At 33.2% G+C, this 25,452-nt stretch carries 24 protein-coding genes; 8 read left to right on the forward strand and 16 right to left on the reverse strand.

Annotated features, from left to right (window positions below; genetic code table 11):
- The first annotated feature begins 180 nt into the window (after positions 1-180).
- Complete coding sequence (locus BM024_RS04075) at positions 181-570, forward strand: DUF1573 domain-containing protein (protein ID WP_090678184.1); 390 nt, start codon at positions 181-183, stop codon at positions 568-570.
- Positions 571-646: 76 nt separating this feature from the next.
- Here the strand turns inward: BM024_RS04075 and BM024_RS04080 are convergent, their stop codons facing one another.
- Genes BM024_RS04080 through BM024_RS04090 form a run of 3 tightly spaced genes read right to left on the reverse strand, consistent with a single transcriptional unit; the run spans position 647 to position 3,637 of the window.
- Positions 647-1,381: a tyrosine-protein phosphatase gene (locus BM024_RS04080; protein WP_090678294.1), complete on the reverse strand. Its 735-nt coding sequence runs from the start codon at positions 1,379-1,381 to the stop codon at positions 647-649.
- 45 nt (positions 1,382-1,426) lie between these two features.
- Complete coding sequence (locus BM024_RS04085; protein WP_245753854.1) at positions 1,427-2,506, reverse strand: lipoprotein N-acyltransferase Lnb domain-containing protein; 1,080 nt, start codon at positions 2,504-2,506, stop codon at positions 1,427-1,429.
- 57 nt (positions 2,507-2,563) lie between these two features.
- Positions 2,564-3,637, reverse strand: a complete 1,074-nt coding sequence (locus tag BM024_RS04090) for a putative type IX sorting system protein PorV2 (protein ID WP_090678186.1) — start codon at positions 3,635-3,637, stop codon at positions 2,564-2,566.
- Positions 3,638-4,096: 459 nt separating this feature from the next.
- Between BM024_RS04090 and BM024_RS04095 the strand changes: the two genes are divergently transcribed.
- Positions 4,097-4,837 (forward strand): CDP-alcohol phosphatidyltransferase family protein, encoded by a 741-nt coding sequence (locus BM024_RS04095; RefSeq protein WP_090678187.1) that lies wholly within the window; start codon positions 4,097-4,099, stop codon positions 4,835-4,837.
- A gap of 55 nt (positions 4,838-4,892) precedes the next feature.
- On the opposite strand, the gene BM024_RS04100 is transcribed toward BM024_RS04095, so the two are convergent.
- From BM024_RS04100 to porU, 5 genes are all read right to left on the reverse strand, one after another.
- Complete coding sequence (locus BM024_RS04100; protein WP_090678188.1) at positions 4,893-5,087, reverse strand: CsbD family protein; 195 nt, start codon at positions 5,085-5,087, stop codon at positions 4,893-4,895.
- A gap of 77 nt (positions 5,088-5,164) precedes the next feature.
- A complete protein-coding gene (locus BM024_RS04105) occupies positions 5,165-5,737 on the reverse strand; it encodes a sugar transferase (protein WP_090678189.1) in 573 nt (190 codons plus the stop codon).
- Between the two features lie 14 nt (positions 5,738-5,751).
- Positions 5,752-6,234, reverse strand: a complete 483-nt coding sequence (locus BM024_RS04110; protein WP_090678190.1) for a cytidine deaminase — start codon at positions 6,232-6,234, stop codon at positions 5,752-5,754.
- A 74-nt stretch (positions 6,235-6,308) separates the two neighbouring features.
- A complete protein-coding gene (gene porV / locus BM024_RS04115; RefSeq protein ID WP_090678191.1) occupies positions 6,309-7,460 on the reverse strand; it encodes a type IX secretion system outer membrane channel protein PorV in 1,152 nt (383 codons plus the stop codon).
- Between the two features lie 36 nt (positions 7,461-7,496).
- Positions 7,497-11,336, reverse strand: coding sequence for a type IX secretion system sortase PorU (gene porU, locus BM024_RS04120; protein ID WP_090678192.1), 3,840 nt, complete (start codon positions 11,334-11,336; stop codon positions 7,497-7,499).
- 204 nt (positions 11,337-11,540) lie between these two features.
- Between porU and gldJ the strand changes: the two genes are divergently transcribed.
- Entirely contained in the window at positions 11,541-13,130 is a 1,590-nt protein-coding gene (gene gldJ, locus BM024_RS04125) for a gliding motility lipoprotein GldJ (protein WP_090678193.1), read from the forward strand.
- A 65-nt stretch (positions 13,131-13,195) separates the two neighbouring features.
- Positions 13,196-14,488 (forward strand): UDP-N-acetylmuramoyl-tripeptide--D-alanyl-D-alanine ligase, encoded by a 1,293-nt coding sequence (locus BM024_RS04130; protein WP_090678194.1) that lies wholly within the window; start codon positions 13,196-13,198, stop codon positions 14,486-14,488.
- A 77-nt stretch (positions 14,489-14,565) separates the two neighbouring features.
- Here BM024_RS04130 and BM024_RS04135 read toward each other — a convergent pair whose 3' ends face one another.
- The 6 genes from BM024_RS04135 to BM024_RS04160 all read right to left on the reverse strand — a co-directional run bounded on the left by BM024_RS04135 (position 14,566) and on the right by BM024_RS04160 (position 20,602).
- On the reverse strand, positions 14,566-15,603 hold the full coding sequence (locus tag BM024_RS04135; protein WP_090678195.1) for an endonuclease/exonuclease/phosphatase family protein: 1,038 nt from the start codon (positions 15,601-15,603) through the stop codon (positions 14,566-14,568).
- A 6-nt stretch (positions 15,604-15,609) separates the two neighbouring features.
- Positions 15,610-16,479: a rhomboid family intramembrane serine protease gene (locus BM024_RS04140; protein ID WP_245753855.1), complete on the reverse strand. Its 870-nt coding sequence runs from the start codon at positions 16,477-16,479 to the stop codon at positions 15,610-15,612.
- Positions 16,480-16,486: 7 nt separating this feature from the next.
- Positions 16,487-17,230 carry a rhomboid family intramembrane serine protease gene (locus tag BM024_RS04145; protein ID WP_177190161.1) on the reverse strand — a complete coding sequence of 248 codons (744 nt, stop codon included), beginning with the start codon at positions 17,228-17,230 and terminating at the stop codon, positions 16,487-16,489.
- Entirely contained in the window at positions 17,230-19,176 is a 1,947-nt protein-coding gene (mutL, locus tag BM024_RS04150) for a DNA mismatch repair endonuclease MutL (protein WP_090678198.1), read from the reverse strand. Before mutL ends, BM024_RS04145 begins: the two co-directional genes overlap by 1 nt.
- A 149-nt stretch (positions 19,177-19,325) precedes the next feature.
- The gene (gene ribH / locus BM024_RS04155) at positions 19,326-19,817 is read right to left on the reverse strand and encodes a 6,7-dimethyl-8-ribityllumazine synthase (RefSeq protein ID WP_090678199.1); all 492 of its coding nucleotides are present in this window, start codon (positions 19,815-19,817) and stop codon (positions 19,326-19,328) included.
- 2 nt (positions 19,818-19,819) lie between these two features.
- Positions 19,820-20,602 (reverse strand): tetratricopeptide repeat protein, encoded by a 783-nt coding sequence (locus tag BM024_RS04160; protein WP_090678200.1) that lies wholly within the window; start codon positions 20,600-20,602, stop codon positions 19,820-19,822.
- 134 nt (positions 20,603-20,736) lie between these two features.
- Here BM024_RS04160 and recF point away from each other — a divergent pair, with 134 nt between their 5' ends.
- Genes recF through BM024_RS04180 form a run of 4 tightly spaced genes read left to right on the forward strand, consistent with a single transcriptional unit; the run spans position 20,737 to position 24,637 of the window.
- Positions 20,737-21,831 (forward strand): DNA replication/repair protein RecF, encoded by a 1,095-nt coding sequence (gene recF / locus BM024_RS04165; protein ID WP_090678295.1) that lies wholly within the window; start codon positions 20,737-20,739, stop codon positions 21,829-21,831.
- A 53-nt stretch (positions 21,832-21,884) separates the two neighbouring features.
- Positions 21,885-22,898 (forward strand): UDP-N-acetylmuramate dehydrogenase, encoded by a 1,014-nt coding sequence (murB, locus tag BM024_RS04170; protein ID WP_090678201.1) that lies wholly within the window; start codon positions 21,885-21,887, stop codon positions 22,896-22,898.
- Positions 22,899-22,955: 57 nt separating this feature from the next.
- Positions 22,956-24,065, forward strand: coding sequence for a glycosyltransferase (locus BM024_RS04175; RefSeq protein WP_090678202.1), 1,110 nt, complete (start codon positions 22,956-22,958; stop codon positions 24,063-24,065).
- The gene (locus BM024_RS04180; protein ID WP_090678203.1) at positions 24,062-24,637 is read left to right on the forward strand and encodes an RNA polymerase sigma factor; all 576 of its coding nucleotides are present in this window, start codon (positions 24,062-24,064) and stop codon (positions 24,635-24,637) included. Before BM024_RS04175 ends, BM024_RS04180 begins: the two co-directional genes overlap by 4 nt.
- A 58-nt stretch (positions 24,638-24,695) precedes the next feature.
- On the opposite strand, the gene BM024_RS04185 is transcribed toward BM024_RS04180, so the two are convergent.
- Positions 24,696-25,010: a DciA family protein gene (locus BM024_RS04185; RefSeq protein WP_090678204.1), complete on the reverse strand. Its 315-nt coding sequence runs from the start codon at positions 25,008-25,010 to the stop codon at positions 24,696-24,698.
- Positions 25,010-25,432 (reverse strand): hypothetical protein, encoded by a 423-nt coding sequence (locus tag BM024_RS04190; RefSeq protein ID WP_090678205.1) that lies wholly within the window; start codon positions 25,430-25,432, stop codon positions 25,010-25,012. The genes BM024_RS04185 and BM024_RS04190 overlap by 1 nt, the downstream gene beginning before the upstream one ends.
- Between the last annotated feature and the right edge of the window lie 20 nt (positions 25,433-25,452).

Consider the following 25,452-nt stretch of genomic DNA (forward strand, 5'->3'; position numbering starts at 1 on the left):
AACTAAAGAAACACTCTTTTAAAAGTCGACTTATTTGTTTGGTACGTTTTTTGTAATTTGATTAGCAAAAATAGCGATATCTCAGGAATAATAAAAACAAAGTTTTTGATTCTAACTTGTTAATTTATTTGTGAGTTTATCAAAAGTTTTTAAATTTACAAATCATAAAAAACTTTGAACATGAAAAAATTATTAGCAGTATTTACTATGCTTTTAGTAAGTGCAGTAACATTTGCACAATCTGGTCCTAAAATCGAGTTCGCAGCTGAAAACAACACGATCGATTATGGTACAGTTATTAAAGGAAATGACGATGGACTAAGATCTTTCGAATTCACAAACACTGGAGACGCTCCTTTGATTATTTCTAACGTTCGTTCAACTTGTGGATGTACAGTTCCTTCTAAACCAGAAGCACCAATTATGCCAGGAAAAAAGGGGAAAATTGATGTAAAATACAACATGTCTGTTGGTAGAATTAGTAGAACTATTACAGTTGAAACTAATGCTGTTAACCATACAGATGGTAAAGTTGCCCTTCGCATTAAAGGAGAAGTAGTTGAAAAATAATCACTTATTTGATTTCAATAAAAAAAGCAGCAATTAATTGCTGCTTTTTTTATTAAACTATTTTGACAACCAGAATCTATAAAAAGAACTGATTTTTAGCAATACACGCTTCTAAAATCTCCAAATCTTTCACCCTTACTTTTGTTTCGAAGCTTTCTATATGTCTTGAATGATGTATATCTGAACCTACAAAATCAAACAAGTTTTCTCTAAGTAGTATATCGGCAGCTTTTAAAACATGATCTCCATAATAACCAGTAACCGATAATAAGTTTAATTGAAAATGACAACCAGCCTTTTTCAGCTTCTTATACATAGCCATATCTGAATGATAGAAATTATATCTCTCTGGATGCGCTAATATAACTTCATAACCTTGAGTTCGCAATTCAAATAGGATATCAAATAACTGTATTGGAGGATTGATATAAGACATTTCAACCAATACATATTTATCTTTAAGAGTTAGCAAAGACTCTTCATTTAGACGTCTTAAAAAACTCTCATCCATTAAATACTCCGAAGCCACTCCCAATTGTATAGATGTTGTTTCTTCTGGAAGTGCAGTTACAGTCTCAGTAAACTTATCTAAAATTTCTTCTTTGCTGTTGTCCCATACCAAAGGTGTAGTATGAGGTGTTGTTATCGCTTTTGAGAACCCCAATGACTTCATTGAGTCAATAAGATTTCTCGTGTCATCAATAGTCTTGGCACCATCGTCAATTCCATATAAAATATGGGAATGAATATCCACGAAACCAGACGGTATTAATTCCTTTAATAAAGGTTTTGTTTTAAAAAATGAAAACATAGCTAGCATAACAATTTTAGGAGTGCAAAGGTATGAATAATATCACTACCTCATGAACCTCTTAACTCTTTTGGCTTTTTTTAGGAATAACAGACTCAACAATATAGTTAGCAGCAATGGTAGTGAGAGTATTAATTTTTCAGATTTCAAATTCAACCCAACAAACAAAACCAATGACATCAATAATAAAGAAATTAAGAGATTTAACTTGGTTCTATATTTTTCAGAACTCCAAAAAGGAATTAAAATAAACAAAGGGTTAAATAAAAAAACAGTGTTATTATTCATCAATTCCTCGTGAAAGGAAAAAGACCCCACAGCTATAAAAAACAAGCCAAGCAATCCTAAAACTATAAAAAAGGTGTTTCTAACAACAGAGTTTCTCATTGCAAATACTAAGATCAACATCAGAACAGAAAAAAACCAAGGCGTATTCCACCATGTCTGAACAGGAACCTCTTTTCTTTCGTATAGAACCGTTGTCTTACTAACTAGCGGAACCCCATTTTCTGTAGTTTCCGCCAATCCATTCATGAAATTGATAGGCAAAGACAGTAGCGCTGACTTATGATCCATCTTAGCTCCAAATGCTAGATTTATTCCTAGATTGACAAAATAGTTATTCTCTTGATACTTACTATAAACTGAGCGATAAGTAGATCGGTTCCCTTCCACATCTACAACAACAGGGGTTTCCAAAACATCATTTACTAAATCCACTACTTTAGTAGTACAATTCTGATCCACAAATCGATAAACATATTCTCTGTTCTCCTTCTCCATAGAAAGATTCAACTTTTGCCAAATTTTCTCCTTTTGAGAAGAAGACAACTGTAAAACCTGTTCATAAACAGACCTATCATCGTAAATATATGCACGAACAAATCGTTCATAATTATCATAATCTACAAAATAAAGCAAATCGCCCTTAATAAATTTTACATAGAAATTATCTGTAGCAAAATCAAATAACCCATAATTATAAACACGGTCAATACCTTGCAAAGGATCTGAAACACGAATAGCTGTGTGACCATACAACGAATACAATTCATCACCTACACCACAAGTTAATATACTAATTTCCGCTCTAGGTGAAAGTGGATTATTTACTGTATTTGCCAACAGTAATTGTGTTATTAACAAAAAGAAAAATTGAATAAACCTTTTAGCTCTCATACTTTATTTTGAAAAAATTCCCAAATCTATTTTAAGTGAAAAGACATTCGAGTACAAAGCAACACTTTGATCTCCAATATCTGTAAGCGCATAATCTACTTGAATACCTTTATAATGAAACCCTACTCCTATATTAGGTTGAAACCCTACTTTTTCTGTTCCATCCAATTGTTCTACATGCTGAAAACCTCCTAGCCCTCCGCGAACAAACACCATATCGGTATATGCAAATTCCAACCCCAAACTTGGGTATAAACTAAAATTCTCTGAAGAAACCAATGCTTGAGTTTGAGCAAACTCCATCTGTAACCCTACTTCTGAAAGCATTGAGAAATCACTACTGAAATTAAATTTTCGTGCCACACCTAATTGTAGTTTAGGCAGAGTAATTTCAGTTGTTTCTGGGAGCTCAGTATTTTGACCAGGAATAGCATTGCTTATTTTTTCAAATTCCTTCTTATTTATAGTCCACATATTATAAGTAGTCGTAATGTCTCGAGCCATGATTCCAAACTTCCAACCAGAAGGTAAAGCGTATTGAGCACCTAAATCAAAGCCAAAGCCCCAAGAATTAGCAAACTTACCTATAACACGACGTATTACTTTAGCATTTACACCCCAATTCAAACCTTCAATAGGTGTTTTTCTAGCATAAGAAACTGAAAATGCATAATCAGCAGTCGAAAACAAGCTTATTTTATCGTAGTTAATATTTCCATTTTGGTCTATCAACTCTGTTGTATTCATAATATCGTCTACTCCAAATCGTATTATCGAAATACCAACAGCACTTTTCTCGTCTACTGGCATTGCAAATGCAGCATAATCATATTGAGCTATGTTAGCAAAATAACTAGCATGCATTAATGCCACTTGTTTATCTTGAAGATTCATTAAGCCAGAAGGATTCCAGTATACTGAATTAACGTTTTGTGTTGAAGCTACCACACTATTTGACATTCCCATTGCGGCTGCATCTACCCCTATATTCAAAAATTCATTAGAATACTTGCGCACCTTTTGTGCATGCAGGGTATAAGAAACAACAAAAAGAAATACTAATATTTTATATTTCACTTTCTATAGGTTTAATACAAAGATGCTAAAAATTCTAGTAGCCTCCGATTTTTTTTTATTAGTCTGAAATACTTTTCAAGTACTTAAGTTCTCTTTCTGTTTTTTTCTTTTGAATCACCTAGCGACCTCATAGCACATTACCATTACCCTATACCTAAAACATCCAACGAAGAAAAAATCTGATTAAATATACTAGTCTTTCTTTACATCCATCAACACAAACATCTCCCAGACAACAAATTAAAATCAACTACATTATAATTACTTTTTAAACTCATTTGCTTTTCTTTTTTTTTTAACTAGAAAAACAATCCGTATATTGAATATGAAATAAATTGCTTTTTTACTATTGTTAAAAAACACACGCAATTAAACTCCTAAACCAAGTTTAATTATTCAATTCTTTTGTGATACATTTGCTATATACTAAGAGACTTACTCTTAAAATCCTATACACTAATGAAAAAACATATACCTAATTTTATAACCTTACTTAACCTCAGTTCTGGAGTTATTGCATTGATATACGCATTCGATGACAATTATAACATGGCTTTTCTTTGGATTTGCCTTGGAATCTTTTTTGACTTTTGGGATGGTTTTGTTGCTAGATTACTAAATGTAAAAAGCGAACTAGGCTTACAACTTGACTCTATGGCTGATATGGTTACAAGTGGAGTTGTTCCAGGTCTTATTATGTATAAATTATTAAGTAACATACAGTCAAATCACGATGTATATAACCTATCTTCAGAAAACCTTTTTATGGGTATTTTACCTTATTTCGGTTTCTTAATCACATTGGGATCTGCATACCGCTTAGCTAAATTTAATATTGATACTAGACAAACTGATTCATTTATTGGGCTACCAACTCCTGCAAATGCACTTTTTATTTCGAGTTTAGCCATCATTAATGTAGGTTGGGTTAATGATAGTATACTTACCAATCCTTATATTTTAATAGGGATTAGTGCATTTAGTGCTTATATTCTAAACGCTGAATTACCTCTTTTCTCTTTAAAAATGAAAGACAAAGGAGCTTTTGCTGCAAATAAACTACCATATCTATTTGTTATCTATTCCGTGATTTTATTGATTTTCTTTCAATACACGGCTATTCCAATTATAATTATAAGTTACATTCTTATTTCACTACTAAAACACTTACTTTCAAAGAAAGATTTACAAGAACTGTAAATATCAAATAAAAAAAGGCTGTCTAATGACAGCCTTTTCAATTTATAAAATACTTTTATTCTGATTTCCAATCGCGGATTTCTTTCTCAATAGCCTCTCTTGTCTTACCAGATTTCTCTTGTAATTTACCTACAACCTCATCGAATTTACCTTCTATCAAGGCTTCATCATTGTCAAACCATTCACCGTATTTTTGTTTTACAGCTCCTTTTACTTGGTTCCATTTTCCTTCTAATTCTTGCTTGTTCATAATTTAAGTTTTTTTGATTAATACTTAAATATAAGAATAAATCAATGAAAATATATTAACAAAATGTTATTTAGCACTTATTTAATTAGAATTTTCATAAAAAAAAACACAGTCTCTTTAATTATCACCAAGTCCTTAAAAACCGAATTGTCATAATAATAATCTAAGTTCATGGCTACTTTCTTAGGGAACACTACGTTTTTATTATAGACCACTGGGTCTTGTTGCTTACTCAACAAAATCTCTTCATCGAAGTAAATCAAGGAAGCACGAGAAGTTAATCCCGGTCTCAACAAGAGTACTTTTCTATCCTCATCTTCTAAACTGTCATAGAACCCTTCCAAGTCAGGTCTAGGCCCAACAAAACTCATCGTTCCATTAAGTATATTATAGAGCTGAGGCCATTCATCTATTTTGTATTTTCTTAAATAACCACCCAAACGAGTAACTCGTGGCCCTTGACAATCCCAAAGTATCGTTCTAAATTTATAAATAGTAAACGTATTTCCATACTGTCCGATTCGCTGTTGACAAAACAAACCGTTCATTTTCATACCGACACTTATTAATATCCAAATTAAAAGCATGGGTAAAACCAAAAAGACACTCAATAGAACAGCTAAAAGCACATCAAAAAAACGCTTAGACATATGTTAATCTATCTTTACAAAGAATCTTTATCGAAATGAAAAGGAAGTATATTTAATATAGAAGGTGATTTAAAAACAACGCCTGAAGCTCCCATAAAAAACATTTCTATTGGTTCTGTCTGTTTGGTCTCATATTCTAACAAAGATTGTCTACAAGCTCCACAAGGTGGAATTGGTGTCTTGGTTTCCTTCAAATCTGAAGAAGCAGAAATAGCTATCTTTCTTATTGTTTCGTCAGGATACAAAGCACCTGCTTGAAAAATAGCTGTACGTTCAGCACACAAACCAGAAGGATAGGCCGCGTTTTCTTGATTAGAACCAAGCACAATAGTGCCACTGTCCATTAAAACTGCTGCTCCTACTCTAAATTTAGAATATGGTGCATAGGCCTTTTTCCTAATTTCAATAGCTGCTTCCATTAACTTCATGTCTTCCAATTCCAACTCATTCATTGAGTCAAACTCGTAAAAAACAGTATTTATCTCTACTTTTTTCATACCAAATAAGATAATACAAAAAATCCAAACGACAAGGTTTGGATTTTTAATTTGTATGTTTTGTTTTAATTCTTTTAACTTCTATCAAAAGTTTTATTTCCAAAATCAAAAGTCAATGAAAAACGCAAAGTATTCTCTAATGGATTCGCTACTTTAGATGTAGAAAATAAATAAGAGACATCTACAGTCACTGTATTATATCTGAATCCCGCACCTAAACTTGCAAATTTTCTAGCTCCTTTTTCTTCACTTTCATGAAAATAACCAGCTCTTAATGCAAAAGCATTATCATACCAATACTCTGCTCCTAAAGCCCAAGTTACTTCTTTCATTTCTTCACTTAATCCATCAGGTGCATCTCCAAAAGATTTAAACACTCCCGAGAACCATCCTATATCATTGTATTCTCTTCGAGCATCTTCCATATCTGCTGCCGAATTGCTTTTAGGCTTAATAGGTGTTGGAACTAATAATTTATTAAACTCAGTTGTAACCGTAATCGTGTTGTGAGGATCTAAAATAAAATCAAATCCTGCTCCTAATTTTAAATTAGAAGGTAAAAACGCTGCGTCTTGACCACTTTCGTCATAGTTGATTTTAGGTCCTAGATTTTGAAAGTTAAATCCTCCTCTCCAACGGCCGTCGAAACCATTGAAAGTCATTTGCTCTGATTCATAGAAACCTGCAACATCTACTGCGAAACTACTTGCCGCAGAAGAATCGCCTCCCATTTCTTCAGGTACTTTTAAATTTGAATTTATAAAACGTCCTGCAACAGCCATTGAAAAACGTTCCGTCAATTTCAGTGAATATGAAACATCAATAGCGAATTCATTTGGACTACGAGTAAGTCCTGGGTCATTATAATCTTGTCGCATTACAATATCACCCATTCCAAAATAACGCAAACTAGCTCCAATAGCACTTCTCTCATTAAACTTATTGAAATAGTTTAATTGAGCTAAGGATATATCGTTTGTAATCTTACTCATATAAGGAGTATAACTAACCGCTAATCCTTGGTTTTTTACTGCAAAAGCATATTTTGCAGGGTTATATTGCTGTGAAAAAGCATCCGTAGTGGTTGCAACTCCCATATCTGCCATACCCGCTGAACGCGCATCTGCCGCAATTTGTAAAAATGGAACTCCTGTCGTAATAGTTCTTTGAGCAAGTGCTACATTCCCAACAAGTGCTAAACACGCTACTAAGGTTATTTTCTTCATGTGTTATTATATGTTTTATTTAACAAATATACTATTTTAGAGTATAACTAACTTCTCTATTTTCTCACTTTGATGTTTTGTTAATGTAGATTGAACAGTTAATTTATAAATATAAACTCCCTTTCCTATCCTATCTCCGAAATCATCTTTCCCATCCCAAACTATTTCTCTACTCAATTTTCCCTCTGTGAGAACCGTTTGATTTATTGTTTTAACGATTTTTCCCGTTATGGTCATTATCTGAACTTGTACATTCAAAGTCTCATAGGGTCTATTGTGCTCAAACCAAAACTCTGTATAATTGACAAAAGGATTTGGATAGTTCAAAACCTTTTCCAAACTAACCCCTTCATTCTTCGCTACTATAAACTGTAACTCAGAAGTTGTCAAATTGTTGTATACATCCCACACTTTAAATGTTAAAGTATGAAGTCCTTCTTCTAAATCTTTAAACGGATATGTTATTTTTCCTTTTCTGAAATTGTCTGCCTCCGTCTCATAATAATCATTTAAAACAAATGAACTCCTCTCGTCACCATCTAAATAAGCTACTATATCGTGACCTATTCCACTTGCGGTATTGATACCATTCTCATCTTCTAAAAAAACCAAAAACACAGGTGCATCTGTCGTAATCCCTCCAGAAACAAAAGCTTCATTGTCCATATACAAACTTACTATAGGTGATGTCTTATCATCTGGTGCATCTTTATTAACTCCACCAATTAATATGTCTGAATTATGTCCTGTGTAATCTTGTTTTACATCTTTTGCATAGAAGCTTACCTTTCCTTTTCCTTTTGAAATATTAATATCCTTAGGTACTACAAAATCAAAATTAAACAAGCCATTAGTAACGCTAGCATTACCTCGAAAAATGGTTTCTCCTAATGTTTGAAAATCCATAATAACGAGCTCTCCATTTCTAACTACTCCATCATTTCCCAACGTTTTTCTATCGATATTCTTATCAAAAATCTGTACCGCCAAGTCTCCTGAAAAATTGGAAAGAAAATTGTCATTTTCATCCAAAATCTTACCTCCCAATCTAATATAACCTAAAGCTTCTAAAGCGTCGTTATCCGCATCCAAAGGTTTATCATTAATCTCTGTCAACACTACTTTAGGTTTAGGAATAGCTAATCTCATCGCAGGATCTCCTATATAAAACACCACATTCTTATCCCTGCTAAAAGTCTTGTTTTTCGTTAACATTAAAGCTTCTGAAACAGTAGGATACACCCCCTCTTTATTGAACAAAGTTTGACTAAACTCTTTGTTTAACTGTCTCCCTGCCTCAATTCCAATTTCTCTTGTTGTTGCTACTAGAGCAATCGCTCCACCTCTTTTGTTCAGATACATTCTCTCTCCTCCAGTTAATCGATATGGATTATCAAAACGAGTAAATTCGCAAGTAATTGTAACAAAGAGCGGGTATTTTTTAAAATTGTTTAATTTTCCCGCATCTTCTATTCCGAAAATACGTTCTTGAGCCAAACCATCTTCTCCTCCATGCCCAAGATAACTCACATACAAAGAACCGCTTTCAATAGAATTAATAAACTCTTCTTTAGCTTTCGGATACCTCTTACCTCCAGCAGATGTTTCTTGAGTGTAGGAATCCATAAATATTTTCTTTACATTAAAGAAAGGATGCTGAGCCACTAAAGTATCGACTATGCTATTTAACTCTGATTGTAAAACGATGTCACTTTCTCTATCTACATCATCTGCCAATGCAACTATAGTATTTCTCCATCTGCCTTGATTTTCAATATTGCTATAATCTTCCAATTTTTCAATCATTGCATTTGCCATCTCAGGAGTACTGACCAACATTCTCCCTACACTTAAATCTAAGCCATAAGAAACATCACTCATCAATCCTTCTCCATCATCCATTTGCACATAAAAATCATCTGACATGAACGTAGTATATGAAGAAAAATTACTAGCACTATTAATAACATTTCGTATAGTACTCATCCCATAAAAAACAGGTACTGTATTTTTATTATTAGGTATTCTATTTTTGTAGTCGAAAGAAGCTTCTCCAAATAAATTCAAATACTTCAATTTCTTTGTTTCCGAAGTAGCATTCTGATAAACATAACGGACAAAATTCCGAATAGCTGCAACATCTTGCTTCCCAGAACTAAATTCGTTGTACAACTCTTCTAATATTACTACTTTTACTTTCAAGCCACTGTCTTTTTTATGAAAGTCAGCTAGTCTTTCTGCTGCATTTCGCAAACTGGATTTAGTAACGATTAAATAATCTACATCACCTTCTGAAAAAACAGCTCCTTTTACATCTTGATTGCTAACTCTTGAATTTTGAGATTGTAAAGGTTCATAGTAATCTTGTTCATTCAAAACATGAAAATTTCGTTCAACCCCACCATAAACCTTAAAGGAAAGGACTCCTTGATTGGGGTTATTTACTTTTTCAACAGCACTTGGGTCTGTAACATCCCACACTTCTTTAATAGTAGAAGCATTTGAAATCCTATATTCTACAACTCCATTTTCAAATGCCAAATTATTGTTTGTAAATCCATATTGTTTAGCCCCTCCCTTCAAAATAGCCGTATAGTCTAATTGAATATAATCAAGATAACCTTCTGACGTAGGTACTCCTCCATTATTATAATTCACATCGACTTGCACAGATTCAGAGGATAATAACATTTCTTTAGTAAGAAAGCTTTCAAAACCACTTATTGTTTGTCCACTTAATTTACTAAATGAAACTCTACCTACATCTTGTTGATTCACACTATAGCTAAATGAGGTATTCCCATAAGAAGAAGAAGCCGCATTTACTAAAAACTGAATAGGTATTGATTTATCCAAATTCATCAATTCAAAAGAAAAACTTTGTTTTGGACTCATATTAAATCGCTCTCCAAACCATTTACGTCCTAAATTACCAACGTTAACTAAATCATTTTCATGAAATACCGATGCATCATAAGTCGTATAAACTTTTGATGCAGAACCACTAGGTTGATTTAACATCTGTATTCTTTTTCCATCACCCCCACTAAAAGTCAAAAAATAAAAAGCCTCATTCTCATATAAATTTAAATGAGTAAGATTCTCATCACTCCACTGATCAACACCTATACCGTAAAAAAGAATATAATCATCATCATTAAAAACACCATCTTCTTCTCCTTTAATATATATTGCATTCTCAACAAGATCTGTTTGATAATTATCTTGGTTTATTAAAGGTAGCATTTCACCACCAGAACCATATATTTTAATTGTACTAGGATTTATATTATCAGGTACACCTAATTGTCTTAGATACTGCTTAGATATTTTATAAACCCCAGTCTTGACAATAGAGAATTTAAACCAATTACCCGTTTTTAAGACAGAGTTAACTCTAGCTGCCGACTTGAATGTAGAATATCTACTATCTCTATTAACACCACTACTATATGAATAACTCAAAGACTCTACTCTTTTATAAGAACCTCCCTCTTTAATAATAGGATTAAAGGATAAAATATAATTCACATCCTCTCTAGCGCTCACTTTCTTAATAACTGCATCAAGTGTTGTAGGAAGATTATATTTATGTAAAGCTCCAAGCTCAGAAACTGTCAAATTTTTATATCTAACATTACTAATTTTCAAAGAAGACACATCAATACTCTTTTCATTCTCTATAATCGAATGAAAATTTAACTTACCATTAACAGGATTAAAATCATAGTTCGGTGATTCAAAATAAGGATACAATTCCCCTGACTCTAAATTGGAAAAAGGAGCCAGTTCACCCCACTCAATTTTAATTTCTTTTTGTTGCCCCCAATGGCTGAAACCGCTCAATAACAGCAAAAAGCAAAATAATCTTTTCATATAATTTTATAACGGATTTTCTTTATATATTCGTGCAAAGAAAATAAAATTTCTCGACACAATATAGTCATATTTTCAACGTTAAATATGTCTACAGTAAACAAGTAGAAGAAAATTTTAAGTTTTTTTTAAATATTTTCAAATTAAACATTGCTAATTAAACGTTAATTATTATATTGCGTTCAAATTATTTACCCACTAAACATGAAGATTAATAGACTTATGACATTGCGACTGATTGCTGGAGTTATAGCTTCAATCGGTATTACAAGCTGCAGCAATACTAATTCAACTGGTGTATCAACTGCAACAGGCTGGAAAATTAATGACAAAAAGGGCGGTTTTCAATACAACACCAACTATGGTGACCAGAAAGCACCTCTAGGAATGGTTGCTGTTGAAGGAGGGACATTCACCATGGGAAGGGTACAAGATGACGTAATGTATGATTGGAATAACAATCCAACACAGCAATATGTTCAGTCCTTTTATATGGACGAAGCCGAAACAACTAACTTAATGTATAACGAGTATTTGTATTGGTTAAAATCTGTTTTTCCTGTATCAGAAGCAAACTACAGACATATATATGAGAGTGCCTTACCAGACACTATGGTATGGAGGTCACGTTTAGGATTCAGTGAAACATTGACTTCTACTTATTTAAGACACCCTGCTTACGCAAATTATCCTGTTGTTGGGGTAACTTGGTTACAAGCTAATGATTATGCGAAATGGAGAACTGATCGTGTTAATGAAATTGCTTTAGAAAACGCTGGCTACCTTAAAAAGAATGCTAAAGTTATGGAAGCTTACGGTGACGCACACTTTAGTACTGATGCTTACTTAGCTAATCCAGACTTAGTATATGGAGGAAACAGAGATGTTGTTTTCCAAGGAGTTAAAAATAAAGCTAAAGATGGTTCTCGCCATGTATATGCGACACAAGAGTTTGGTTTATTCACAGCAGAATTCCGTTTACCGACAGAAGCTGAGTGGGAATATGCAGCTGTTGGTTTAGTTGGAAATCGCGAGTACAACTCTTATAAAGGAAGAAAAAAATATCCTTGGGAAGGTGGTCAAACCAAATCTACAGGACGTAAAAATAAAGGAGACCAATTGGCAAACTTTAAGCAAGCACGTGCTGACTATGGTGGTATCGCAGGTTGGTCAACAGATGGTGCTGACATAACCAATCAAGTTAAATCTTATGCTCCAAATGACTTTGGTTTATACGATATGGCTGGTAACGTAGCTGAATGGGTTGCTGACGTATATCGTCCAGTTATAGACACAGACGACAACAACGACTTCAACTACTTCAGAGGTAATGTATATTACAAAAACCAAATTGGACCTGATGGAAAAACTGTTATCGTTACTTCAGAAACAATGCAGTTCGACACATTAGCTAATGGTAAACTACGTGCTAGAAATTTACCTGGACAAGTTGCTCAAGTTATGGTTGACGAATCAGATACATTCTTAAGACAAAACTTTAATAGTGGAGATAATAGAGAATACAAAGACGGAGGTTACAACGCTCCTGAACACACTCTAGTAACTGACGAGGATGGTTCTGTATATGGTAAATACGATAGCGCTAAAAGAACTACTCTAGTAGATAACAAATCTAGAGTTTACAAAGGTGGTTCTTGGAAAGATAGAGCTTATTGGTTAGACCCTGCAACTAGAAGATTCTATTCAGAAGATCAAGCAACAGATTACATTGGATTCCGTTTAGCAATGACTAAAGTTGGTGCTAAACCAGGAACGAAACGTACAAAAAAATAGAATATTTTCATTCTACTCTTTATAAAAGCCCTATTTATTAGGGCTTTTTTTTATACTTTTGAAAAATGAGAATAGAAGAATTATATCAGTGTTTTTTACAGTGTGACGGCATTTCAACCGACACTCGTAACATTACTCCAAACTCTTTGTTTATCGCCCTTAAAGGGGATAATTTTGACGCAAATCAATTTGCAGAAGAAGCTTTGAAAAAAGGTGCTTTATTCGCTATAGTCGACAATAAAAAGTACCATACAGATAAAGAGAAAATGCTTTTAGTAAGCAATAGCCTTGAAACATTACAACTATTAGCCAAATACCACAGAGAACAACTAGGTCTTCCTGTTATTGCTTTAACTGGTAGTAATGGCAAAACAACCACCAAGGAATTAATAGCTACAGTTTTAGCTGCAAAGTACAATATAGCAGCAACTATCGGCAATCTAAATAATCATATTGGAGTTCCACTAACACTTCTTTCTTTCAACGATGATACAGATATAGGAATTGTTGAAATGGGAGCAAATCACATTGGAGAAATAGCACACCTTTGCCAAATAGCACAACCCGATTATGGTTATATAACAAATTTTGGTAGAGCACATCTAGAAGGTTTCGGCGGTTTTGAAGGAGTTATCAAAGCAAAAAGCGAACTATATGACTACCTTGAAGATAATAGCAAAATAGCTTTCGCAAATACAGATGACCCAAGACAAGATGCAAAAACACTCACTTTCAGTCGTTATACCTTCGGCCTGGATGAATCAAATGATTTAGTTATTAAGTCATATAGTGCACAACCAAACGCAACTGTAGAACTTGACAACCACACCTTCACGTCTAAGCTTACTGGTATATACAATTCGACAAATATTGCAGTTGCAATAGCATTTGGAAAATATTTCGGAATTGATTTAGAGGTTATTAAAAATACAGTAAGTCAATTCACACCAAACAACAACCGCTCCCAATGGCTTCAAAAAGGATCTAATGATATTCTACTAGACGCTTACAATGCCAATCCTAGCAGTATGGAGGTAGCTATCTCTAACTTCTTGCAGCTAGATACAACTAAAAACAAAATCATTATACTCGGTGATATGTTTGAACTTGGAAAAGAAAGCGGCAAAGAACACACAGCAATTATCGAAAGACTTAAAGAGCATAAAGATATTACCAATTATAATATTGGCTCTATTTTCTTCCAATATAAAACTGACGAGTCAAATCAACATTTTTTTAAATCTTTTGAAGATTTTTCGAAAGCATTAGAAAACAAGCCACTATTCAAAGACTCACTTATACTTATTAAAGGATCTAGAGGTATGGCTTTGGAACGCATATTAGAATACATAAATTAGAAATTTCTTATAAATCAAAAAGGGATTAAAATTGTGAAATTTTAATCCCTTTTTTTGATATCTCAACAATACTATTTCTACTCAGAACGCCTAATTTTCAAACTAGTTGTAATTGGATAATGATCTGAATTAATAAAGTTTGAATGTGTTTTAAACGATTTTACTTCCATTCTTTTATCCACAAAGATGTAATCTATTCGAGCAGGGTAATAAGGAAAGTGATAAGTAGCTCCAAAACCACTTCCCGCCTCCACAAACGCATCTTTCAACTCTCCTTTTATATTTCTATACACATACGAAAAGGCACTATTATTCAAGTCGCCACAAACAATCATAGGATATTTAGCATCCATTCTATGCGCTTGCATCAATTCTGATTGAAGTTGCTGCTCTCTAAATGCCTTACTTAACCTATTTAGAATCTTTTTCGACTTTGCTTCATCAATCTTTTCATGTATATCTGGACTAATATTAACTGATTGCAAATGCATACTATAAATACGAATAGTATCTTTTCCTTTCAAAATATCTACAAAAATTACGTTATTATTTGAATTTGGTAAATTTATCTCACCTTTATCAATAATTTGAAACTTAGAATATATAGCCTGTCCAGTTTTAATTTTCTTCCCATGGGTTGTTATATAACGATACTTATACTGTGGGAAATTCAATTTTGCATTTTTAGAAAATTCCTGTAAACACAAAACGTCCGGGTCCTGAACTTCGATAAAATCCTTAATTTTTTCTGGTACAGCTTGATCGGGTATCCATTCGAACAAATTAAACAATCGAACGTTATAACTCATCAAAACAAAGTCTTCAATATCTTTTTCTTCCTCCTTCTCTGTAAACTTATAAAATCTAGAAAAAGATGTCAATCCAACCATTAAAACTAAAAACGGTACTATCACTTGTCTCTTAAATTGAAGTGCCCAATAGAAAAACAATAGTACATTAATTATTAACAAAGAAGGAAGAACCAGAGTAACAACCGATAAAAAAGGAAAAAGTTTTGGAGCTAAGAAAGGCAATAAATAGCCCATCAGTGTTATCAAAGAGATAAACACCGTGACACCAAAAACAACTCTATTAAACCAAGACAATTTTTTCATATATTGTTACTTTCCAACCTTAAAGAGAAACTCTTTTTCTTCTTTAGTCAAACTTTCATAACCCGACCTACTAATTTTATCTAGTATTTCGTCTATTTTCTTTTGTTCTACAGTCCTAGCAAAATCCTTAGAATCAACATTTTCACGTTTAGTAGTTTTGTTTTTACTAACATATACCTTTTTAAACGGTGAACGCTCTTTCTTCTTAAACAACCTCAATAAAGCCCCCTTGAAATTATCAATCCCTTTAGATAAATCAATTCCTTGATTTATTAATTTAATGTATAAAAACCCCATAAATGCTCCACCTAGATGCGACAAGTGTCCACCAGTGTTATGAGTCGAAAGTTGTATAACATCTAATACAATAATAAAAGCAGCAATATGCCAAGTCTTAACAACTCCTATAAGTGCTAAGCGCACTTCCATATTAGGCGCATACACCGCTAAAGCAATCAAAGGTGCCATAGTCGCTGCTGACGCACCAACCAACACACTTCCAACAGAAAAAAAGAGTCCTCCGATTAAATAGAATAATCCACCTAATATTGCACCTAAAAAATACACAGTTGTGAACTGCTTTTGCGTAAAATAGGTAGTAAACATCCTACCGACAAAATGCAATACTAATAAATTAAAAATAAGATGTACTATTCCAGCATGTAGAAATGAATAAGTAACTAAAGTCCATGGAGCCAATATAAGATTAGCGAAATTTGAAGACAAACTAAACCAAGGAAGTAGCAACGCATAAACACTTGGTAAAAGAGTCTGCAATATCAAGAAGATTAAAGAAACTCCTATATTCCAAAACAATATTTTTTGCACAACTCCACCTATTCGGTATTGTAGCTTTAAATCATCCCATACTTTCATAATACCCTTAATCCCATCTATTACTTTTAAATTGATTTTTTTTCCAGTACCACATCATCAAATACCCCATTAAAGCACCACCAAGATGCGCGAAATGCGCTACACCTGTTGACCCTCCAAATATAGACCCTCCATTAATCCCTAAATATAAGTCAATACCTAATATCGCAGGAACAAAATATTTTGCTTTAACTGGAACAGGAATAAACATTAATGCTAACTCCGCATTTGGAAACATAAAAGCAAATGCAACTAATAATCCATAAATAGCACCTGAAGCACCAACAGCAGGAGTATTATAAGCACTCACCATATTCATAAATGTACTATCACCTAGAATGTCTTTCCACTGCATTATATACTTTCCTTCTGCTAGAATACTCATTACTTCATGCTTATCGAAACCATTCTGAACAAGAGCGGAGACTCCTTCATGAACTAAATAATAATTCACTCCAGTATGAAGAGCGGCAGCTCCTAGACCACACGAAAGATAGAAAAAGATAAACTTTTTACTACCCCAAAAATGCTCTAGTGCCGAACCAAAAGAATACAGAGCAAACATATTAAAAAACAAATGCATCAATCCACCATGCATAAACATATGAGAGAGTGGTTGCCAAAACTGAAAACTAGGGCTTTCGAAATAATAAAGCGCTAGAAAATCTAATGTAGCAGGAACAAAAACAGAACCTACATAAAATATAATATTAATAATCAATAGCTGCTTTACAGCTTCTGTAATTTTCATCATAATGTAAATCTTTTTTCAATATCATCTACCTTCATCGTAATAAAAGTAGGTTTTAAAAATGGTGAAATACTCGGGTCTTTACACGCAAAAAGTGCGTTAACCATATTTTCTTGTTCTTCTTCACTTAAGACCGTTCCAGTTTTAACAGATAAGCTATGGGCTAAGGATTTAGCAATCCTATCATTCATACTAAAACTTGTTTCAGAAGGAGACCCCTGCAACTCTTGAATCAATTCATCCAATACAATTGACGCTTCGCTCTCTGCAACGTGAACCGGTAAACCAGAAATAACTAATTGTTCTTTATCGATAGAATCAAAAACAAATCCCGTTAACTTTAATGCAGATTCTGAATCTCTAAGTAATTGAATTTCGTAAGCTGAATAATACAAAGTCAAAGGAAACAATAGTTGTTGACTAGCTGCTTGTTTTATAGTAATATTCTCTAAAAACTTTTCATATAAGATACGTTGATGAGCCCTGCCTTGATCTATCACAACCATTCCTGTTTTAATAGGACTCACAATATACTTTCTCTGCAATTGAAAAGACTTACTTGTACTAATATCATCCAAAGCGCCATCAAACAGTGAAATTTCTTTCACATCTTCTTCTATTTCAATTTTTGAGAAATCTAATTCATTAGCAGAAGACCTTAAATCTTCATACATATTATTTGTACTTTCAATCTGTTCCCTTCTACTACTTTCAAAAGGAGATTTCGACAAAAACGAATCTCCCTTGCTAGAATTCGAACTCGACCTACTACCAGAAACATAAGACGTTTGATTATGTTCAAAAGGATTATACGCTTGTTTCATAGAAACACTATCCTCTTTAAAAGGATTGTAATTCATATCCACCTCAATAGTAGGAGTTTCTGCTTTTTTATCTAGGAACTCATAAGGAGTATCCATAGTAGAATCTCTTTGAAAATCTAAAACCGGTGCTACATTAAATTGCCCTAAACTATGCTTAATCGCCGCTCTAAGAATAGCATACAAAGCTTGCTCATCATCAAACTTAACTTCCGTTTTTGTTGGATGTATATTGATATCAATTGCATCAGCAGGCAACGTTAAATACAGAAAATAGCTAGGATGAGTACCTTCTTTCAATAATCCTTCAAAAGCATTTAGAACAGCATGGTGAAGATAAGCACTTTTTATAAATCGATCGTTTACAAAGAAAAACTGTTCCCCCCTACTTTTCTTAGCAAATTCAGGTTTACCTACAAAGCCTTCTATTGAAACAATTTCAGTAGTTTCTTTTATAGGAACTAGTTTCTCATTCGTTTTAGGTCCAAATACATTTACGATTCTCTGACGTAAATTAGACTCTGGAAGATTAAACATCTCACTTCCATTATGTAAAAGAATAAAATGAACATTCGGATGAGCCAAAGCAACCCTTTCAAATTCATCAACTACATGTCGAAACTCAACAGTATCCGATTTTAAGAAATTTCTACGGGCTGGAATATTAAAGAAAAGATTTTTTATAGAAAACGAAGTACCTTTAATTAAAACAGCCTCTTCTTGGGAAACCAACTTACTGCCCTCAATTATTAAATGTGTACCTAAGTCCGCTCCTGCCTCACAAGTTTTCAATTCAACATGTGCAATAGCCGCGATGGAAGCCAAAGCTTCTCCACGAAATCCTTTCGTACGCAGCGCAAACAAATCTTCAGCCATCGTAATTTTCGAAGTCGCATGTCTTTCAAAAGCCATACGAGAGTCAATATCACTCATTCCCTTCCCATTATCGATAACCTGAATTAAAGTTTTACCAGCTTCTTTTACAATTAATTTAATTTCAGTCGCTCCTGCATCAACAGCATTCTCAATCAATTCTTTAACAACTGAAGCTGGTCTTTGAACAACTTCACCTGCTGCGATTTGATTTGCAACGTGATCTGGAAGCAATCGGATTATATTTGACATCTATTTAGATTCTTTCTCGTTTTAACGTATATACCAAACAAATTTAAAGAATAATTATCTGCTATAGGTGTTGCCATTTTGTAAATTATTCTAAAAATAAAAAAACCTGTAAAGATTACAGGTTTTTTTATTCTTTATTGTGATATACTCTAAAATTTAGTATTCAATTCAATCATTTTCAAAGCTGCTATTGCAGCCTCTGTTCCTTTATTTCCATGGACTCCTCCACTTCTATCTAAAGATTGTTGTTCATTATTATCCGTAAGTACACAAAAGATTACAGGAATTTCAGATATTAAATTTAAATCTTTAATCCCCTGAGTAACACCCTGACATACAAAGTCAAAATGCATTGTTTCTCCTTTAATAACACAACCTATAACAATTACAGCATCTAAGTTTTCATCAACTTCAATCATTCTCTTCGCCCCAAAAATCAATTCAAAGCTCCCAGGAACGTCCCAACGAACAATATTCTCTTCACTCATGCCACAGTCAAGCAAAGCTTCTTTAGCACCAGAAAACAATCCGTTCGTTACTTTATCATTCCATTCAGAAACAACTATACCTACTTTGAAGTCTTTTGCATCAGGCAAAGTAGATTTATCGTATTCTGATAAATTTTTATTCGCTGTTGCCATATTTATTGAGCCAAACCAATCAATGCATCAACCGAGCTTGCCTCAGCTGCACTTTGATAATTGTTCTTAATTTCATTAAACATTTTCAACGCTTCATCTTTCTTACCTAACTCCAAAGCAATTAAACCTGCTTTCTTCAAGAATCTTGGAGAAGTGAATTCGTTTTTAGTATTTGAAGCTGCTTTTTTATAATATTCAAATGCATCATTAGATTGTCCAAGCTCAGAAAAAGCATCTCCAATTCCACCTAATGAAAGAGATGATAAAATCATATCTTCAGATTTGAATTTCTCTAAGTGTGAGATAGCATTTTTAAAATCTCCCATATTTAAATAAGACATTCCAGCATAATATTCTGCCAAGTTAGCAGTTTTTGTACCTGAATAACTTTCTATAACACCTAGCATTCCTAATTTACCTTCACCACCATTTAATGCTAAATTGTATAGAGAGTCGCTATTGATAGGGTTATTTGTAGCTTCGTTAAAGTAGCTTTGAGCTTGAAATATTTCATTCGCTGCATCTTCTTCTTTCGGTTCCATCACCAACTTCCCATATCCTAAATACCCAACAGTAATCAATGCAATTGCACCAACCACTCCATAGATGTATTTTTGGTTCTTTTCAGCCCATCCTTCTACGCGAGTTGCTCCTTTATCCAAAGAATCAAATACCTCCGCAGTTGTACTATCAGCTGCATTTACATTGCTATATTGATCAAACTCATCTTCTGAGCCATCTTTAGGTTTTGGTGCTTTATAACCTCTCTTATTATAAGTTGCCATTTTATTGAAAGTTTAATGAGTGGCAAAAATAGGATTTTTATTGTAATTTAAAAGTGCTTCCTATCAATATTTTTAATAATTTGCAGCCAATTAAAAAATTCCACTTAGAAATCTCTAAAAAGAAAGCATTTTCTGTGTATCTAAAAAACCTAAGCCTCATTCATTTTAAAAATATTAACGATTATTCATTTCATTTTCAAAAGAAAATAAATTGTTTTGTCGGAAAAAACGGCATTGGAAAAACCAATATACTCGATGCTATTTACTATTTATCTTACGGAAAAAGCTACTTCAATCCGATTGCCAGCCAAAATATTCAGCACGGGACTGACTTTTTCGTAATCGATGGTACCTTCATTAAAGATGACAAAGAAGAACACATAGTATGTAGTCTTAAAAAAGGACAGAAAAAAGTACTAAAGAGAAATGGGAAAAATTATGATAGAATATCAGACCATTTTGGGCTCATCCCTCTTGTTATAATTTCACCATCTGACGCAGACTTAATAACAGAAGGCAGTGAAACACGCCGTAAATTTATTGACAGCGTGGTATCTCAATTAGACTCAAACTATTTACAGCATTTAATTCAATATCAAAAGCTGATTTCACAACGAAATGCACTCTTAAAGTATTTTGCCCTGAATCACACCTTCGACTCTACCACCTTAGAAGTATATAACGAACAACTTACGCAACTTGCAGAACCCATCTTTAAAAAAAGAAAAGAGTTCATTAATGATTTTTTACCTATTTTCAATTACTACCATCAACTTATCACAAATCAAAGAGACCAAGTACAATTAAACTACGAAAGCCAGTTGTTTGAAAAAGGCATGGATATACTATTTGAAGAAAACCTAAGTAAAGACAGAGTATTGCAATATACAAGTGTAGGTATTCACAAAGACGACTTATCCTTTGAGCTAGAAAATCACCCCATTAAAAAATTCGGTTCTCAAGGACAACAAAAATCTTTTCTAATAGCATTAAAACTAGCCCAATTTGAATTTTTAAAAAAACAAAGCGGAGTTGCTCCTATCCTTTTATTCGACGATATTTTTGACAAATTAGACGAAGACCGCGTTAGAAAAATAATTGAACTTGTTCATCAAGACACCTTTGGACAACTTTTCATTTCCGACACTCATGCAGAGAGAACAGAAAACCTTTTAAAAAGCATACAGCAGGATTACGAGATTTTTAAGATTGATAAAGAAAGAGAATAAAACGAACCAAATAGATTACCTAATTTTGTGTTTTTAAAACAAAGGAGTAAAAAATGAAAATCCAACCCAATCATTCTTTAAAAGAATTAAATACTTTTGGAATCGATGTTCGAGCAAAGAACTATGTAGAAGCCAAATCTCTAACCGATCTTATCCAACTATGTAAAGCAAACACAGCCGACCAACTTTTTTTTCTAGGAGGAGGAAGCAACATGCTCTTAACAAAAGACATAGAAAACACGGTTGTTAAAATAGATTTAAAAGGTATTGAGATAACAAAAGAAGACGAAGACCATGTATGGATTGAGGTACAAGCAGGAGAAAACTGGCATGAATTTGTTTTATGGTCTGTCCAAAATAACTATGGAGGACTTGAAAATCTTTCACTAATTCCAGGAAACGTTGGAACAACTCCTATCCAAAACATTGGTGCTTACGGTGTGGAACTAAAAGACGTCATGACCTCTTGTAATACGCTTGAGATTAAATCTCAAAAAGAACAAATTTTTACAAATGAAGAATGTAAGTTCGGCTACAGAGAAAGTGTATTTAAAAATGAATTCAAAAATCAATACATAATAACTGCCGTAACCTTCAAACTAAGCAAAAGAAACCATCAACTAAAAACATCTTACGGGGCAATTCAAGAAGAACTAGATCAAGAAGGTATTAAACAACCTACTATCCAAGATATCAGTAAAGCTGTAATCAAAATAAGGAATACTAAACTACCTAATCCAAAAGAAATCGGTAATAGCGGAAGCTTTTTTAAGAACCCAATTGTATCTAAAACGCAATTCCAAACTATTCAAACTTCTTATCCCAATATACCTTTCTACCAGGTCGATGAAAATCACTTTAAAGTACCTGCAGGCTGGCTGATTGAAAAAGCTGGATTCAAAGGCGTGAGATATGGAGACGCAGGAGTTCATGAAAAACAAGCTCTTGTATTGGTAAACTACGGAAAAGCGACTGGAATTGAAATAGTTAGATTAGCAGAAACTATTCAAAAGAATATTTTTGAATTGTTTCAAATCAATATAGAAGCAGAAGTAAATATCTTTTAATTTTTAATCAAATTTAGGAGTCTAAAACAGTATATTTGCAGCCTTTATTCACCATCTATGATTGCGATTATTCCGATATTATTCTATCTATTTGTTTCCATAGTATTACTACAAATACTATATCATGTTTTTGTATTTGGATCACTTTCTTTCAACAAAAAGGAAGATCCAAAAGCAAAAAGATTACCTGTTTCTTTGATAGTTTATATCGAAAACAACGAAGAAGAATTAAAGCACTTTTTAGCTGCTATACGCAATCAATCCTACCCAACATTTGAGATTATTCTAGTAAATAATGCTTCGTACGACGAAAGCTTGGAACTTATTAAACAATTTGCTCAAACACAAGAAAACGTCAAAATAGTCAATGTCGAAAACAATGAATCGTTTTGGGGCAATAAGCGCTATGCACTAACTCTAGGAATAAAAGTCGCAAAGTACGACTATCTATTATTTTGCGAACCTACTGCCGTTCCAGATTCAGCAATGTGGATTACAAACATGACCTCTCACTTCACTTTAAGCAAAACTATAGTATTAGGTCATCAACGAATTGAAGTAGTTAAAAAATCAATATGGAATAAATTAACCCGATTTCACAACGCATCTTGGGCTGCTTATAATTTTTCATGGGGAAGTATTGGAAAACCATTATTTGGAAACAACAAGAATCTAGCCTATAAAAAAGATGAATTCTATAAGATTAATGGATTTATAAATCAAATGAATCAAAATAGAGGAGAAGACTTCTATTTTACTAATACAATTGCCACATCTAAAAACACAACAACTTCAACATCAAAAACCAGCTTTACCGCAAGTTACATAAAACCAAGTTTCGAAAATTGGACAATGGGACTGAAATCTCAAACCATTTTATTTTCAAAACTAGGATTCACTAGTAAAATAAAAGTATACATCTACAGCTTTACCAAAATACCCTATTTTATTTTGACAGCCTTACTCTTATCTCTTTTATACAACTGGGAAATTGTCCTAGGTTTATTTATACTTAGAAGTACTATAGTAGCATTGTACTCTCATAAATTTCTAAAACACTTTCAAGAAAAAGACTTAAGTCTATGGTTTCCAGTATTAGAGTTTATTCATACATTTACAACAGGCTTTATATTTATTAAGAACCTCCTATCACAAAAGAAGAATTGAAAAAAGTCGTAGACGAACACATAAACGCCGCTAAGCAAGGAGACCAAGTAGCCTTTACTTTTCTTCTTAACCACTATTGGAGCGAGGTATACCACTTCATCTTAAAAAGCGCACAGAACGAAGCAGATACGGAAGATATTACGATAGAGACATTCTCCAAAGCATTTAGTCGCATTACCACCTATAATCCAGAATATGCATTCAACACTTGGCTACTAACCATTGCAAAGAATGTCCATATAGACTTAATACGCAATAGAAGAAACAATCCAGTTTTCCCTATAAACGAAGAAGACTCTAGCTTATACCAAAACATAATTGATGAAAGCCCTTCTATTGAAGATGAAATTATTCAAAGACAAAAACTTAGAATTTTCGAAGCTTACGTCGAACTACTCAAACCACATTACCAAGAAGTAATCAAAATGAGGTATTTTCAAGACATGAGCTACAACGAAATATCAGAACAACTCCAAGAACCTCTAAACACGGTCAAAGTAAAAATAATGAGAGCTAAAAAACTATTAGCCGAGATTATTGTAAAGCAAATAGACAAGAGATTTGAAATTTAACACCATCTCTTCCTAAAGTCAAAGCAAAAAAAAGAGTCGATTAAATCGACTCTTTTTTTTATCTTAAAATTAAATCTTTAATAACCTCCTTGCGAAGATCATCATTAATCATCTTTATTATCTTAGCTTTTCCATAACTCAATTCCTCACGAACAATAGGAGAAGAAAGAGCCACATACAGCGTTTGTCTTTTGAGAAACACATCCAATGTATAGCTTTCTATACCAGGCCCAAGTAATCGTACCCAAGCAGCCTTAACATCAATATTATCTATTCCTGCGTCTAAATTATTTCCTTCTATAAAAATTTTCAAGACGTCTTGAATACTATTACCCTCTCTCAATCTTTTCAGATCGCTAAATCTTTTCGCCATTATTTTTTACTAAACGCTATAGGTCTTTTATAATAATATTTGATATCATGCTCATTCTTCACGACCAAACGATTCGGCTTTACCACAATCAATTCTTCCTTCCAATCAGCAAATTCAGTATGATAATCTAACCAAGCTTTTTTACCTTCAAAAACCACCTTAATATCCTCTCTCACATCATTTGTCAGGTAACCACCATCAAACTGAGGAACTACCTTTTGCCTAAAACCAGTATCATCTTTCAATTCAAAAAAATCTATAGACATATTAACTGTATACTCCTTCACCTCACCATCTGGCATTTCAGCTTTTTCGATTTCCCAATAACCATTTAAATGATGTAAATCACTTTGATCAACTTTCTCTTGACACGAGAACAACAACAAAACGGATGAGAAGATAAAATATTTAAATACCTGCATACAATAACTCTTTTAAATCT

It is taken from the genome of Myroides guanonis (assembly GCF_900114085.1).
Taxonomy (GTDB): domain Bacteria; phylum Bacteroidota; class Bacteroidia; order Flavobacteriales; family Flavobacteriaceae; genus Flavobacterium; species Flavobacterium guanonis.